The organism is Kribbella jiaozuonensis (genome assembly GCF_005233875.1).
Lineage (GTDB): Bacteria > Actinomycetota > Actinomycetes > Propionibacteriales > Kribbellaceae > Kribbella > Kribbella jiaozuonensis.
The window spans coordinates 227,226-241,546 of record NZ_SZPZ01000005.1; the positions used below are offsets into that span (position 1 = coordinate 227,226).

General features: G+C 66.9%; 13 protein-coding genes. 5 read left to right on the plus strand and 8 right to left on the minus strand.

Going from position 1 to position 14,321, the window contains the following annotated elements; genetic code table 11:
* Nucleotides 1–14: 14 nt before the first annotated feature.
* The 3 genes from FDA38_RS33130 to FDA38_RS33140 all read right to left on the minus strand — a co-directional run bounded on the left by FDA38_RS33130 (nt 15) and on the right by FDA38_RS33140 (nt 1,687).
* Nucleotides 15–707, minus strand: coding sequence for an intracellular growth attenuator family protein (locus FDA38_RS33130; RefSeq protein ID WP_137258123.1), 693 nt, complete (start codon nt 705–707; stop codon nt 15–17).
* Between the two features lie 78 nt (nt 708–785).
* A complete protein-coding gene (locus tag FDA38_RS33135; protein ID WP_137258124.1) occupies nt 786–1,301 on the minus strand; it encodes a hypothetical protein in 516 nt (171 codons plus the stop codon).
* 5 nt (nt 1,302–1,306) lie between these two features.
* Entirely contained in the window at nt 1,307–1,687 is a 381-nt protein-coding gene (locus FDA38_RS33140) for a hypothetical protein (RefSeq protein ID WP_137258125.1), read from the minus strand.
* A 272-nt stretch (nt 1,688–1,959) separates the two neighbouring features.
* On the opposite strand from FDA38_RS33140, the gene FDA38_RS33145 reads away from it, so the two are divergent.
* Nucleotides 1,960–3,549 carry a beta-N-acetylhexosaminidase gene (locus FDA38_RS33145; protein WP_137258126.1) on the plus strand — a complete coding sequence of 530 codons (1,590 nt, stop codon included), beginning with the start codon at nt 1,960–1,962 and terminating at the stop codon, nt 3,547–3,549.
* 45 nt (nt 3,550–3,594) lie between these two features.
* Here the strand turns inward: FDA38_RS33145 and FDA38_RS33150 are convergent, their stop codons facing one another.
* Genes FDA38_RS33150 through FDA38_RS33170 form a run of 5 tightly spaced genes read right to left on the minus strand, consistent with a single transcriptional unit; the run spans nt 3,595 to nt 10,702 of the window.
* Nucleotides 3,595–5,658, minus strand: a complete 2,064-nt coding sequence (locus tag FDA38_RS33150; protein ID WP_137258127.1) for an NPCBM/NEW2 domain-containing protein — start codon at nt 5,656–5,658, stop codon at nt 3,595–3,597.
* Nucleotides 5,659–5,692: 34 nt separating this feature from the next.
* Nucleotides 5,693–7,687 carry an alpha-galactosidase gene (locus tag FDA38_RS33155; protein ID WP_137258128.1) on the minus strand — a complete coding sequence of 665 codons (1,995 nt, stop codon included), beginning with the start codon at nt 7,685–7,687 and terminating at the stop codon, nt 5,693–5,695.
* Nucleotides 7,684–8,499 carry a carbohydrate ABC transporter permease gene (locus tag FDA38_RS33160; RefSeq protein WP_233715073.1) on the minus strand — a complete coding sequence of 272 codons (816 nt, stop codon included), beginning with the start codon at nt 8,497–8,499 and terminating at the stop codon, nt 7,684–7,686. The genes FDA38_RS33155 and FDA38_RS33160 overlap by 4 nt, the downstream gene beginning before the upstream one ends.
* A complete protein-coding gene (locus FDA38_RS33165) occupies nt 8,496–9,422 on the minus strand; it encodes a carbohydrate ABC transporter permease (RefSeq protein ID WP_233715074.1) in 927 nt (308 codons plus the stop codon). The genes FDA38_RS33160 and FDA38_RS33165 overlap by 4 nt, the downstream gene beginning before the upstream one ends.
* Nucleotides 9,419–10,702: an ABC transporter substrate-binding protein gene (locus tag FDA38_RS33170; RefSeq protein WP_137258129.1), complete on the minus strand. Its 1,284-nt coding sequence runs from the start codon at nt 10,700–10,702 to the stop codon at nt 9,419–9,421. Before FDA38_RS33170 ends, FDA38_RS33165 begins: the two co-directional genes overlap by 4 nt.
* 217 nt (nt 10,703–10,919) lie before the next feature.
* On the opposite strand from FDA38_RS33170, the gene FDA38_RS33175 reads away from it, so the two are divergent.
* From FDA38_RS33175 to FDA38_RS33190, 4 genes are read left to right on the plus strand one after another with little or no spacing between them, the layout of a single operon-like run.
* Nucleotides 10,920–11,642: an SDR family NAD(P)-dependent oxidoreductase gene (locus FDA38_RS33175; protein WP_137258130.1), complete on the plus strand. Its 723-nt coding sequence runs from the start codon at nt 10,920–10,922 to the stop codon at nt 11,640–11,642.
* Nucleotides 11,639–12,379, plus strand: coding sequence for a FadR/GntR family transcriptional regulator (locus tag FDA38_RS33180; RefSeq protein WP_137258131.1), 741 nt, complete (start codon nt 11,639–11,641; stop codon nt 12,377–12,379). Before FDA38_RS33175 ends, FDA38_RS33180 begins: the two co-directional genes overlap by 4 nt.
* A complete protein-coding gene (dgoD, locus tag FDA38_RS33185) occupies nt 12,376–13,521 on the plus strand; it encodes a galactonate dehydratase (protein ID WP_137258132.1) in 1,146 nt (381 codons plus the stop codon). Before FDA38_RS33180 ends, dgoD begins: the two co-directional genes overlap by 4 nt.
* Nucleotides 13,515–14,321, plus strand: coding sequence for a hypothetical protein (locus tag FDA38_RS33190; RefSeq protein WP_137258133.1), 807 nt, complete (start codon nt 13,515–13,517; stop codon nt 14,319–14,321). The genes dgoD and FDA38_RS33190 overlap by 7 nt, the downstream gene beginning before the upstream one ends.

Sequence of the window (14,321 nt, forward strand, 5' to 3'; positions counted from 1 at the left end):
GAGTTGGCGTCGCGCTAGGACGCGTTGATCTTCTTGTCGCGGATCAGTTGCCGCGCCGCGCGGATCTCGTTGTCGCTGCTGGTGATGGCCGCGCCCATCGAGCACTCGATGTTCGTTCCACCCGACGTGGTCAACCGGAACACGTCGAGATGTACCGGCACCTGCGTCTGGTCGACCCGGACCGGGATCGAGTCGGAGCGCGTCGAGACCGAGACGACGTCCCGGTAGAAGTACACGTCGGTGGACTCCTTCGTGCGGGCGGAGTTCACCAGCGAGACCTGGTACTTGAAGGCGTGCAGCTCCTGCTCGGCGAAGAAGATCACGATCCCCTCGCACTCGCTGGTGCGGTAGATCCCGTCCTTGCCCCGCTTCACGTCGCTGGTGCCGCCGAAGATCTTGCCGCCGACGATGACGGGCTTGATCAGTTCGACCTCGCTCTCGTCCAGGTCGAGCTTCTCGAGCGCGCGCTTCCGCAGGCCGCCCAGCGCGATGCTGATCTGGTGGTCGAAGTCGGCATCGGTGGGCCGGTCCGCCGTCTGGCGGTAGATCAGGTAGCACCCGAGCCCGATCAGCAGCAGACCGATCACCACCGGACCGAAGCTGGCGAAGAACAGCAGCAGCACGCCGATGACGATGCTGATGATGCCGGGTTTGTAGGACACCGGTTTGAAATACTTCTCGTTCTGTGCGTAGTTGATGTCAGCCATGCCGTCCCCTCCCAGGGCAGAGCTCGAATGAAATCGGCCGACGGTGACGGACCGGGTCTACTGACCCGGCTCCCCCCATCACCGGACGGCCGGCAGTGGATCTTCCACCGACAACAAGGTGAACAACGAGTCGATCCGACTCTGGGTCAGACCTTTGGCCCACGCCTCGGCGAACGACACCTGCCACGGCGCCGGCGGTCGCAGATGTTTGCGCGCGTAGTAGTCGAAGCGCAGATAGGCGAGAAAGTAATGGAACTCCGGCCGGTCTTCGAGGTCGAGCGCACCGTGAATCAGAAGATCGGCCGCCCGGACGCAACGCAGCGGCGCCAGGAACGCTTTCTTTCCGCCGAGTTCGGCAATCGCACCGAAATAGTAGTCGTCCGGGTTTCCCGGTTCGGCGGTTCGCGCCAACCGGAATTGGCCGACGGCCTCAGAAGCCATGCCATGGCGTAACTTCCACACTCCCGCGGCTCGGTGTCTCGCCGCGGTCACGTCCAGCGGTTCGACTGCGTGGTAGGTGTTGTTGTTGCCGTTGATGATCGGCGCGAAGTTGTCTCTGCCGATGCTTACGTGGCCGTCCGCCTGATCGGTCATGGCGGTCAGCGACCGAACACGGTGTTGCCGTCGCCGTTGACGATCGGTCCGCTGTTGTCTCGACCGACGTACACCGATCTCTTGTCCGGAGCACGATCGAGCAACTCCGACAGGGTCTTGAGCAGCGCCGGGTCCGCGTCCAGCAGGTCCTCGATCACAAGCTTCAGTTGCTCGGAGGCCTTCGGCTGCGCGGGATCCGCAGCGACCGCGACGACCTGGCTTGCGATCGCCGCTTCGAGCACCGGCTGGTCTCCCCGCGTCCGCCCGCCGAGCAGCAACTGCAGGACCCGCCGCCCGAACCCGACCACCGAGTCACTGGCCGTGTCGGTGGATTTCTCCAGCACCTGCGCGCCAAATTCCCGGATCGCCGGGATCACATACTTCATTGCCACCGCCGTGACAGCGGCAATACTGATCGGTTCCATCATTCGCCCCCGCGATCATCGGATTCCTGTGGTACTGCATTCCGACGATCCCCAGAGCTTACGGAAATGCACAGCCACCCCTTTACAGTCTGTAACATCGCGGGGCGGATGCGGACCGTTACAGGCAGTTTTCTACCATCCTGGCAAATTCGGGGGCGCGATCTTTCCGCCGAACGTTTGTCCGGTCGGCACCGGGACGTAGGCTGCTGGCACCACCTGACCTGGGGAGCCCCGTGAACCTTCCTGTCATTCCCGCACCCGCCTCCTCGTCGGCATCCAACGGCTCGTTCGCTGTCGGCGCGGGGCACGGCATCGCCGCGCCACCTGCCGAGCTCGCCGGGGTTGCCGAGCGTTTCGCCGCCGACGTCGCGCTCGACACCGGCCTCACGTTGACCGGCGACACCGGCATCACGCTCGCGCTCGAGCCCGTTGACGACGTACCAACAGCCAACGGAGTGCGTGCTGATGGCGGTGAGGTCGACGAGCGCCACGGCCTGGAGATCATCGACGACGGCATTCGAGTGTGGGGGTCGACGCCGGAGGCAGTCCATCGGGGCCTCACGTCGCTGCGCCAGTTGATCTCCGCACATCTGCAGGACGGGGTCGCGGTCCTGCCCGCAGGTCGGATCGTCGACGGGCCGCGGTTTGCGTGGCGTGGGTTGTCGCTTGATGTCGTGCGGACGTTTCACGGGCCGGACGAAGTGCGCCGCATCATCGACATGCTGAGCCTGTACAAGCTGAACGTGCTCCATCTGCACCTCACGGACGACCAGGGCTGGCGGGTTGAAGTGCCGTCGCGGCCTGCTCTCACGGATGTTGCGGCGAAGGGGGCGATCGACGACCGGCCTGGCGGGTACTACTCGCGGTCGGAGTTGGCTGAGTTGGTGGCGTACGCCGCCGAGCGGTTCGTGACTGTCGTGCCGGAGATCGACATGCCGGGGCACACCACCTCGGTCTTCACGGCGTACCCGGAGCTTGCTCCGGCGCAGATCCGGACCGTTGACCTGGGCAACGGCGCGAGTATGCAACTGAGCACGATGCAGCCCGGGCTCGACGAGACCTGGGCGTTCGTGGAGGACGTGCTGGACGCGATCATTCCGCAGTTCCCGCAGTCGGCCTTCGTGCACATCGGTGGTGACGAGGCGTGGGGGATGTCCGACGAGGATCACGCTGCATTCGTCGAACGGGCCGCAGCTCTGGTCCGCGCTCGTGGCAAGCAGGTCGTCGGCTGGCAGGAGATCGCGCGTGCCGCCATCGACCCCGCGGACGTGGTCCAGTACTGGATGGACGTCGATCTCGACTCCATGGACACCGCCTCCGCGCCGTCCGACCTGCCGGACGACCTGCTCCCGATCCTGGTCGAGGGTCTCCAGAAGGCACAGCACGACGTACCGAAGGCGCTCGCCGCCGGCGCCCGCATCCTCGCCTCTCCGACAACCTGGCTGTACTTCGACCGCCCCCACAAGGACGCCACGAGTGACCCTGCCCAGGAGGAGGCCCGCAAACGTCTCGGCCTCCAGTTCTACGGACCGGCGTCGATCCAGGACGGGATCTCCTGGGACCCGGTGGAGAGCCTGCGCGGTGTCGACTCCGTCGAGCAGGTGATCGGTGTCGAGGCCGCGATCTGGTGCGAGTCGATCGTCACGAGCCAGGACCTCGAACTGATGCTCCTCCCCCGTCTCCCCGGCGCCGCGGAGAAGGGCTGGTCCCACGAGACCGTCACCGACTGGGCGGAGTACTCCGCACGCCTCGCGCACCAATCCCAGGCCTGGCGCAACCGCACCTGGACGTGGCTGAAGTCAACCGAGGTCGACTGGAAATAGCAGAAGGGGCGGACCCGGCAACAGGTCCGCCCCTCCGATCAACTGTCAGCAGGTTGCGGTAGGTGCAGCCCAGTCGGCGCGGTCGTTGTAGCCGCCGTCGCCCGCATCGCCGACGACCAGGTCGAGGACGCGTACGCCGGTGAGGTCGACGTCGAACTGCTTCGGGGTGAAGCGGTCGACGGTCCCGCTGTCGAACAGGACCTTTCCGTCGCCGACTACCTGGAACGTGGACGTGCCACCCTCCGGTCCGACGTTGCTGACCACATCGTCGACACCCGCAATCCCGGTCAGCCGCGAGCACGACTTGCCGAGGTAATACCGGATCAGCGACGGCGACGCGACGCCGATCCCGGTCGGGTACGTCGTACCGGTGAGCTTGATCGGGTTACCGCCGCCGACACTCTCGTCGATGGTCGGCGACATCCACCCGCTGGTGGCCGTGATCCAGTCGTGGTGCGAGAGCGGCACAGTCCCGCTCGGCGGCGCCGGCGCGATCACGATTGACGACAGCACGGTCGTCTGCTTCTGCACGCCATACAATACCGTTTGGTATGCCGTCTGCGCGGTCACGCTCGCGGTACCTGGAGCTGCGCCGACGGGGAGCTTGACCGTGAAGGTGAAGTTCGCCTGCTTGCCACCGGCAAGGACGGCGGGTGCCTTCGACAACGGCGTGACCGTCCATCCGGTGCCACCCGCAAGTGTCACGGTGGGCTGCAGCACCGGCAGTACGCCGTCGTTGCGGACGTTGACCTGAACCGTCAGCTCGTCGCCACCGGCAACAACCGGAGCAGCGTCCTCCGGCTGGGCATCCGTGCCGACCTTGGTCACCTGTGGAATCCCAGCCGTGACATGCGGGATCCCCGGTACGCCGCGGGCCGGCTCGACGCGGAAGAGCGCCGTACCGTGTGCCGGAACCGCGGCGCTGATCACGCCGGCGCTTTCGGTCACCTTGTTGGTCCAGGCGTTCTTCAACGTGAACCGCGAGCCATGCAGACCGACCGCCGACGCCGTCGTGGTCAGCGTCTTCGCGCTGTCACCCCGGTTCAGCAGTACGACGGCGCGGCTGCCGTCAGCGAGCCGCTTGACCCACGTCTCGGTCGTACCCGCGGCACCGACTCGGACGGCTTGCACCGCAGCCTTGTCCTGGTTGATCGCGATGACGTCAGGATCCGTCAACATGCCAACCGTCGTCGCAGACAGCTTCCGTACGTCGCTGCCGACCACCAGCGGAGCAGCCGCAACGGCCCACAGCGTCAGCTGCGTACGGAACTCCTCGTCGGTCATCCCGAGCTCGGGCGCGAGGTAGTCCGGGTCGCTGAACGCACCCGGTTTCACGACCTCCGGGTGTCGCGCGTTCGCGTCGTAGTTACGCAGTACGTCCTTGAACTTGATGTCGCCCTGGAAGCCGACATCGGTGTACGTGCGCCACGACTGCGCGATCCCCGGCGCGTACGACCAGGAGTTGATCGACTGCTGGGACTCGGGGTAGTTGCCCCAGTCCGGCGACGTGACCGGGTTGCACAGGTTGAAGATCATCGGCCGGTGGCTCGCGTTGTTCCGCAGCGCCTGGGCGAACTCGGTGTAGACCGTCTTCGGGTCCAGGTTGGCCGCGATCCCGCACAGGTAGTCGACCTTGACCGCGTCGAATCCCCAGGCGGCGAACGTGTCGGCGTCGTGCTGGTAGTGGCCGCCGCTGCCGAGACCGCACTTGCCCGGGATGTACGGACCGGCGTCGGTGTAGATACCCGCCTTCAGGCCCTTGCTGTGGATGTAGTCGACGAGCGGCTTGAGACCGTTCGGGAACTTGGCCGGGTTCGGCACGAGGTCGCCGGCGTCACTGCGCGACTGGTCGGCCTGCCAACCGCCGTCCAGCCAGACGATGTCGTAGCCGGCCTTCGCCAGCCCACGGCTCACCAGCGAGTCCGCGACCGACTTGATCGTGTCCTCGGTGAAGTCGCCGCCGAGACCGTAGTACGTGTTCCAGCCCATGTACGGCGTCGGGCTGAGGACCGGTGCGGTGGCCTGAGCCGCCACCGCCGGGGTCGTCGTGGTGGCGATCGCGCCGGCCACCAGCGCCGCCGCGATCACCCCACCTAGGAATCGCCTCATCTGTAAAACCTCTTCCGTTGAGCGGAACGGGGGTTCAGTCCAGTGCCTCGACGATCAGGCACTGTGAGTCGGCCGGGCCGTCGAACGCGACCCCGACCTGCAGCAGGTAGCTGCCCGCGTGGACGTCGTCGCCCACCCGGTAGTTCTTCGCCGGATCCAGCCCGGCCAGCGGCACCCGCCGCGGCCGGGTCGGCAGTGTGCCGCGCACGTTGCCGTCGCCGGTCTGCGACAGGAACACCACGGACCGCGTCGCACCGACGTACTGCATGCCGGCCGCCAGTCCATAGACCTTGCTATCGGCAATCAACTCACGAAAGCCCTTGTACTGCTCGATCTGGCGAGTCGCCGTCTTCAACTGCTCGTCGGTCCAGCGGGACAGATCCGCACCGATCCCGAGTACGCCGGCCATCGCGACATGGAACCGGAAATCGAGCGACCGCTCACGACCGTCATGCGTGCCGACCGCGTCGGTCACCCACGAGCTCATCAGATGCGGCGCGAACCCGGTCCGGAACCCCTCCTGAATCCTGAGCCGATCCAGCGGGGCCGTGTTGTCACTTGGCCAAAGCGTGTCCACCCGGGAAGCCATCCCCAGATCCACCCGGGCCCCACCACCAGCGCACCCCTCGACGTACACCTCTGGGTGCTGCGCCCGCAGTCGATCCAGGATCGCGTAGAGATTCGAAACCACCAGCCCGTCGAGATCCCGCCGCTGGTCGCCGCTGTCCAGCCGCGGCCGATTCGCGTCCCACTTCAGGTACTTGATGTCGTACGTCGTCAGCAGCCGATCCAGCGTGCTCCAGATGAACTCCCTGACATCGTCCCGGCTGAGGTCGAGCAGCAACTGATTCCGGATCAGGACCGGCTCGCGCCCCGCCGTACGCAGGATCCACTCCGGGTGCTCGGAAGCCAGCCGTGACGACGGGCTGACCGACTCGGGCTCGATCCACAGGCCGAAGTCGAGGCCCAGGTCGCGAAGCTGCGCGATGAACCCTTCGAGCCCGTCGGGGAACTTGGCCGGATCGACCTCCCAGTCCCCCAGCCCGCCCGTGTCGTCGGACCGCCCGACGAACCAGCCGTCGTCGACCACGAACGTCTCGACCCCGATGCCCGCCGCCCGACGCGCCAACTCGAGCTGGTGCTCGGCGCGGATGTCGAACTCGGTCGCGAACCACGAGTTGTACAACACGTGCGGCGTCCGCCCCCGCGATATCGCACGCTCGTACTCGTGAAACACCCGCGCCAACCCATCGGCACCCTCGGCACTACAGGCGCCAACAGCCTTCGGCGAGGTCCACGTCTCCCCGACACCGAGCCGTAGCCCCAAGCTCGACGAGCTGCGACCGGCCTGGATACGAAGCAGCCCGGTCGTGTCGACATCCGCCGACATCTCCCAGGACCCGGACCACGCAAGCTGCACGCCATACGCGACCGGTCCATCGGTGGCGAGGAACGGCGAGTACGAATGCCCGGTGATCCCCTGCGCACTCCCGATCGTGAACCGGCCGCGCGGCAGCGTCACGGAGGCCTGCTGGAACTCGCTGTTCCACTCGCCCCACAAGTATTTGATGGTGTTCCCAACAGGCACCACGAACCCCGCCGAGTCGTGCCGATGCAGCGTGAGCTCGTCGGCGCCGTCGTTGCCGACGGAGACCCATCGCTCGACAACGTCCCCGACCACCAGGTAGTGCAACTCGACCCGCGCTCCCCGGACGCCGTCCCGGAAGACCAACTGCAGCTCGGTCCCGGGGAGGACGACGCGGGGCTCGCCGGTTGCTGCTTCGTCGAAGACGGGACGGAGTTCGTCCGAGCCGTCGGGTCCGCTGACGACCAGGTCGACCGGCGCGGTGTAACGCACCCCGCGGACGGCGTACTCCAGCGGCTCCACATCCGCCCGCGGCACGAAATGCTCCGTGCCGACGATCTCCACGGGATGCGGGCCCCAGGCAACCAGCTGTGCCCACAGCCCGTGGTCCGGTACGCCGACGACGTACGACGTCGTCGTACCGCGCAACGTCCACGTCCTCACTTGACGGCTCCGATCGCCAGCCCGCCCACGAAGTGCTTCTGGAAGCGCAAGAACACCGCCACCGTAGGCACCGCAGCGATGACCGTGCCGGCCGCGATCACGTTCCACGACGACACGAACAGACCTTGCAGACCGAGCAGCGCCGGCGTGACCGGCATCTTCTCGCCGGACCTGATGACCGTGATCGACCACAACAGATCGTTGAAGATCCACGTGAACGACAGCGCGCCCAACGCCGCCAGCGCCGGTCGCGTCAACGGCAGGATCACACTCGAGTAGATCCGACCCGGCCCCGCACCGTCGATCGTGGCGGCTTCCTGGATCTCCCGCGGCAGGTCCCGCATGAACCCGTGCAGCACGAACGTGTAGAACCCGAGCCCGAACCCGACATGGACCGCGATCAGCGCGATCAGCGTGTCGTAGTACCCGATCAACTCCACGAACCGCGAGATCGGGATCAGCAGGATCTGCGGCGGCAGCAGGTTCCCCATCAACATCAGCAACAGGATCGTCCGCCGGAACGGGATGTTGTACCGCGCCAGCCCGTACGCCGCGATCGACGCCAGCCCGAGGCTCAGCAGAACCGCCGGGATCGTCACGAGCAGGCTGTTGATCAGCGCCCGGAACTCGTCCGCGTCCTCCCACGCCGACTTGTACGTCGAGAACGTGAACGAATGCGGTAACGATCCGAGTCCGTTCGCGGCGACGTCGTCGAAGCTGCGGAACGAGATCACGATCACCCAGAGGATCGGCGCGACCCACAGGAACGACACGATCGACATCGCCACGTGGTACCCCGTACGGCGAATCACGATTCCTCCCGGAAGGCGCGGATCAGGTAGCCGAGGATCACGGCCAGAGCGAGTACGAAGATCACCACAGCCAGCGCCGAGGCGTAGCCGAGCTGGGTGGACTGGAACGCGGTCGAGTACATGTACGTGCTGAGCAGCTCGGACGAGTGGTACGGGCCGCCCCTCGTCATCGACCAGACGATGTCGAAGGATCGCAGCGAGTCGATCACGATCACCGACAGTACGACGGAGTTGACGCCCTTGAGCTGCGGGATCGTCACGTACCGCGTGCGCTGCCAAGCGGACGCGCCGTCGACCTTCGCCGCTTCGTAGAGCGCGGGGTCGACCGCTTTCAGACCGGCCAGGTACAGCACCATCACGTACCCGATCTGTCGCCAGAGCGCCGGCACGATCACGGCGTACAACGCGGTGTCGGGGTCAGCGAGCCAGGGGCGGACGAAGTTGCCCAGGCCAACGGTTCGGAACACCGTGTCGACAAGTCCATCCGGCTGATAGAACACGCGCCAGATCAGCGCCGTGACCACCAGCGAGAACACGACCGGGGTGAACAGCGCGGCCCGATAGATCCCGACCCCGCGGCGTTCGCGCTGCAACAGCAACGCCATCCCGAAGCCGCCGATCACGCTCAACCCACCGAACAGCACCAGCCAGATCGCGGTGTTCTTCAGCGCAGTACGGAAGATCGGATCCGAGACCATGTCCCCGAAGTTGCCGAAACCGACGAACCGCGGCGCGGACAACCCGTCCCAGCTGGTCAATGCCAGCCAGAACCCCTGCAACGCCGGCCAGAACACCCAGATCGCCTCGATGACGAACGGCACCAGCACGAACGCCAGGATGAGCGGTGAGACACCGCGACGACGTGATCTCGAGGCCGAACCGCTGCCGGTCCGGCTCCGAGATCCCACAGCTGTTGCGGTCACGCCTTGAAGACCTTCTGTGCTGCCGCTTGCCAGTCCTTCAGGATCTGGTCGATCTGGTCGGGCTTGTCGAGGAACTTGGTGAGAGCCGCGTCGGCGGTGGGCTGGAGCGCGTCGCTCGAGTCGCGGTTGAAGAACTGCGTGAGCTCCGCGGCGCCCTCGATCATCGCCTTGCCCTTCTTGACCAGCGCGGTGTCGGCCGACTTGCCGTCCGGGTTCGCCGGAATCGCCGTACCGGAAGAGCTCTGCACGTAGATGTTCTGCGCCTCCGGCGTCGCCAGCCAGGCGAGGAACTTCTTCGTCCCCTCCGCATCCTTCACCTTCTTCGACGCGAAGTACCCGTCCGTCGGCGCCTCCTCGGCGACCGGTACGGCGGGATCGATGATCGGGAACTGGAAGAAGTCGATGTCGTCCAGCGCGTCCTTCGGCGCCGAGTCCGCGAAGAACGTGCCGATCAGGAACATCCCGGTCTTGCCCGCGAGCAGCGCCGAGGTCGCCTCCTGGAACGGGAACGACTTGCCCTTCGGGTCGAAGTACGGCAGCACCTCGCGCCACTTCGTGAAGACCGCCTTCACCTTCGGGTCGGTGAAGTCGCCCTCTCCGGCCAGCAGCTGGCGGTGGAACGGCGCGCCGTTGATCCGGATGTTCAGGTAGTCGAACCACGCCGATGCGACCCACGGCGTGTCGCCGAGGCCGATGCCGATCGGCGGGATCCCCTTGCCCTGGATCTTCTTGCAGACGTCGACGAACTCGGCCCAGGTCTTCGGCGGCGTCACGCCCCACTTGGCGAAGTTCGACTTCCGGTAGAACATGCCCCACCAGTAGTAGCTGGTCGGCACGAAGATCTTCTGCCCGGCGCTGCTGGTGGACAGCGTCTGCATCGCCTTCGAGTAGTTGCCCATGCTGTCCCAGACGCTGGTCACGTCGAGCAGCAGGTCCTTCTTGGCGTACGAGTCCGCGACCGACCCGGCGTACCAGGTGTAGACGTCCGGCGGGTTCGCCGAGGTCAGGTACGTCGGCAGCTGGGTCCGGAAGATCTCCGCGGCGACCGTGTTCAGCTTGACCTGCGACCCGCCGGTCTTGTTGTACGCGGCAACCAGTTTCTCCATCGCGGCCTTGGCCTGCTCGCTGGACAGGTTCGACTGCAGCGAGAGCTCACCGGTCGCCGCGCTGCCGCTGCCCGGGCTCTTCGTCGATGTCGCGCATCCGGGGACCAGCGTGGCCGCCCCGAGTAGTCCGAGTCCCTTGAGGAACGTCCGCCGATCTGCTGCCAGACCCGTCATGCCGAACTCCTGAGCTCTGCCCGACCGGCGATGCCAGTCGAGTAAGTGGTGTGTTGCGGACGATCTTGCGGCGGACGATCCCAGGTGTCAATATTAATTCGTAAATTACGAGCAAATCGCTTGACGGGACAGCGTGGTCAGGGTCAACTGATGGCTCGTTCATCGTTGGAACGGGCCTGCCTGCGTGCTTGGGTAGGGGTGATTCGAGGAGGCGCTGGTGCGGCTGGCTGGGCGGGTGATCGTGGTGACCGGGGCCGCGTCGGGGATCGGCGCGGCCTGCGTCGAGCGGGCGCTGACCGAGGGTGCGCAGGTCGTGCAGGTGGACATCCACCCGTGCAAGGAGCTGCCGGGCAAGGCCATCAGCGTGGTCGGTGACGTCGCGTCTCCGGACACCTGGGCCGAGGCCCGGTCCCGCGGCCACGACGAGCTCGGCCCGATCGACGGCCTGGTCAGCAACGCGGTCGTCGTCGACGTCAAGCCGGCCCACGAGTTGTCGCCGCCGTCCTGGCAACGCCAGCTCGACGTCAACCTCACCGCAGCCTTCCTCGGTTTCCAGGCGTTGTACGACGATCTCGTCGCGAACGCCGGTTCCGTCGTACTGGTCTCGTCGGTGCACGCGATCGCGGGGCTGCCCGGACATCCGGCGTACGCCGCGACGAAGGGCGCACTGATCTCGCTCGGACGCCAACTGGCGGTCGAGTACGGTCGCTCGATCCGGGTGAACAGCGTGCTTCCGGGACCGGTGCTGACCGCGATGTGGGACCGCGTCGACGCCGAGGGTCGCGAGCAGAGCGCGCAGGCAACGGCGCTCAAGCGGCTCGGGCAGCCGGACGAGGTGGCTCAGGCGGTGGCGTTCCTGCTGTCGTCCGAGGCGTCGTTCGTGACAGCGACAAGCCTGGTGGTCGACGGCGGATGGTCCGCGGTGAAGGACTCGGCATGAGGGAGAGCAGTGTGACGGGGATTCAGCGCGGAGTGTCGCGCGGGTTGCACGGACAGATCGTCGAAGTGATGGCGGATCGCATCCTGTCCGGGCAGATCCCGGAGGGCGCGACCATCAACGTGACCGAGCTGCAGGCCGACCTCGGCGTCAGCCTGACCGCGGTCCGGGAGGCGTTGAAGGTGCTGACCGCGAAGGGCCTGGTCGACGCACGGCAGAAGCGCGGCACGTTCGTCCGGCCGCGTTCGGACTGGAACCTGCTCGACGCGGACATGATCCGCTGGCATTTCAAGGACGCCGACTCGCGGCCCGAGCTGCTCGAGGAGCTGCACGAAGTGCGCGGGATCGTCGAGCCGGCCGCGGCGCGACTGGCCGCGCTGCGATCCGACGACGCGGACCTCACGGCACTCGACGAGGCGCTGGCCGGGATGGAGTCGGCGGACGACAACCTCGCCGCGGCGGCCGCGGACCTCGCGTTCCACCGGGCGTTGCTGGCGGCAACGGGTAACGAACTGCTGACGAAGATGGAAGTGATCATGGAGACCGGGCTCGCCGATCGCGACCGGCTGGTGCACACGGTGAAGCCGTCCGACGATCCGATTCCCAGCCACCGGCTGGTCGTTGACGCGATCCGCGCGCACGACCCCGAGGGCGCTGAGCTCGCGATGCGGGAGCTGCTGGCGAAGGCGGCCGAGGACCTCACCGAAGTACGCGGATCGACTCGTCGGCGGCGCCGGTGAAGATCGAGAAGATCGAGACGTTCCTCGTCCCGCCGCGCTGGTTGTTCTGCCGGGTCGAGACCAGCGACGGCGTCGTCGGCTGGGGCGAGCCGGTCGTCGAGGGTCGCGCGGAAGTCGTACGAGCCGCGATCGACGTACTCGCGGAGTACCTGATCGGCCAGGACCCGCTGCAGATCGAGCGGCACTGGCAGGTGTTGACGAAGGGTGGCTTCTACCGCGGCGGGCCGGTGTTGAGCAGCGCGGTCGCGGGGCTCGACCACGCGCTCTGGGACATCGCCGGCAAGGTGTACGGCGCTCCGGTCGCGGCTCTGCTCGGTGGGCGGGTCCGTGATCGGGTCCGCGTGTACGCGTGGGTCGGCGGGGACGAGCCGTCGTCGATCGGTGACGCCGTCGCGGAGCAGGTTGCGGCGGGGATGACGGCCGTGAAGATGAACGCCAGCGGGCAGATCCAGACCTCGCCGTCGGTTGCCGAGGTCAACGACATCGTCACCCGGCTCGCAGCGGCGCGTGAGGTGCTGGGTGACTCGCGCGATGTTGCGATCGATCTGCACGGGCGTGTGGGTGTGGCCGGTGCGCGGCGGATCCTGCATGCGGTCGAGGGTCTGCAGCCGATGTTCGTCGAGGAGCCGGTGCTGCCGGAGCAGATGGCGCATCTGTCGTCGGTGGTGGAGACGTCGACCATCCCGGTCGCGCTCGGCGAACGGCTCTATCACCGGGCCGAGTTCATGGCGCCGCTGAACGCGGGTGTGGCCGTCGTACAGCCGGACGTGTCGCATGCGGGCGGGATCTCCGAGCTGCGGCGGATCGCCGTACTCGCAGATGCGCATGGTGCGATGCTTGCGCCGCACTGCCCGCTCGGGCCGATCTCGCTGGCGGCTTCGTTGCAGGTGTCGTTCGCAACGCCGAACTTCCTGATCCAGGAGCAGAGCCGCGGAATCCACTACAACGTGTCGAGCGACCTCACGTCGTACGTCGTGGATCCGGCGCCGTTCACCTGGGTCAACGGGCACGCGGAGTGGAATCCCCTGCCCGGCTTGGGAATCACCGTCGACGAGGCGGCCGTCCGTGCGGCCGACAAGATCGGTCATTCGTGGCGCAACCCGGTGTGGACCCACGAAGACGGCTCCTTCGCCGAATGGTGACCGAGTACGCGGCCGGTCGGCTCGTGACCGTTGACCCTGCCGACGGCGGCCGCTGGACCTCTCTCCAACTGGCCGGTCGGGAGTGGCTCTGGCCCGGCCCCGGCCTTGTCAGCGGCTCCCGGGCCGGCTTCGCGACCTTCATCGACGCCGGCGGACTCGACGAGTGCCTCCCCACCGTGCGCGGCACCCCGGACCACGGCAGCCTCTGGAACCAGCCGTGGGACGGCTCCGTGGAGTACGACGGTGCGGTGTTGACCCGCGCCTTCACCCCCGGCACCGACACGCTGACCGTCGACTACCGCCTCGAAACAGCCCCGGGCTACCGGTTCATCTGGGCAGCACACGCATTGCTCGACTGCGCCGCCGGAGCAGTCATCTCCGCGCCACCCGGGACCGAATGCAGGTTGTATCCGGAGGCAGCCACGCTCCTCCCGTGGGCCTGGCCCGACGACGCACCCTGGGTGACAGCCGGCTGGCCGACTCCCCTCGACCTCTCGATGTACGGCGAGTCCGACGGCACCGCAGCCGGTGCCGTACTGGTGGACTGCCCAACGATCTCGGTCCGCGATCGCGGCGCAGAGCTGACCATGACATTGAGTTGCCCGGGGCAACCAGTCTCCACCGCGTTGTGGCGGAACCAGGGCGGCTTCCCGGCCGATGCGCCGTACCGGAGTCTGGGTGTCGAGCCGATGCTCGGCCGGGTGTTCGACCTCGCGGAGGCCGGGCCGGACGATGCTGCGGTTGTGCCGGAGAGCGGTGAGCTGGCCTGGCGGCTCACGTTGTCCGCCAGGCCAGTGTGA

Excerpts from the sequence above, each read along its gene's own strand:
- FDA38_RS33135 (WP_137258124.1), bottom strand. The coding sequence starts at position 1,301 with ATGACCGATCAGGCGGACGGCCACGTAAGCATCGGCAGAGACAACTTC.
- FDA38_RS33170 (WP_137258129.1), bottom strand. The coding sequence starts at position 10,702 with ATGACGGGTCTGGCAGCAGATCGGCGGACGTTCCTCAAGGGACTCGGA.
- FDA38_RS33190 (WP_137258133.1), top strand. The coding sequence starts at position 13,515 with ATGGTGACCGAGTACGCGGCCGGTCGGCTCGTGACCGTTGACCCTGCC.
- FDA38_RS33150 (WP_137258127.1), bottom strand. The coding sequence starts at position 5,658 with ATGAGGCGATTCCTAGGTGGGGTGATCGCGGCGGCGCTGGTGGCCGGC.
- FDA38_RS33140 (WP_137258125.1), bottom strand. The coding sequence starts at position 1,687 with ATGAAGTATGTGATCCCGGCGATCCGGGAATTTGGCGCGCAGGTGCTG.
- FDA38_RS33180 (WP_137258131.1), top strand. The coding sequence starts at position 11,639 with ATGAGGGAGAGCAGTGTGACGGGGATTCAGCGCGGAGTGTCGCGCGGG.
- FDA38_RS33130 (WP_137258123.1), bottom strand. The coding sequence starts at position 707 with ATGGCTGACATCAACTACGCACAGAACGAGAAGTATTTCAAACCGGTG.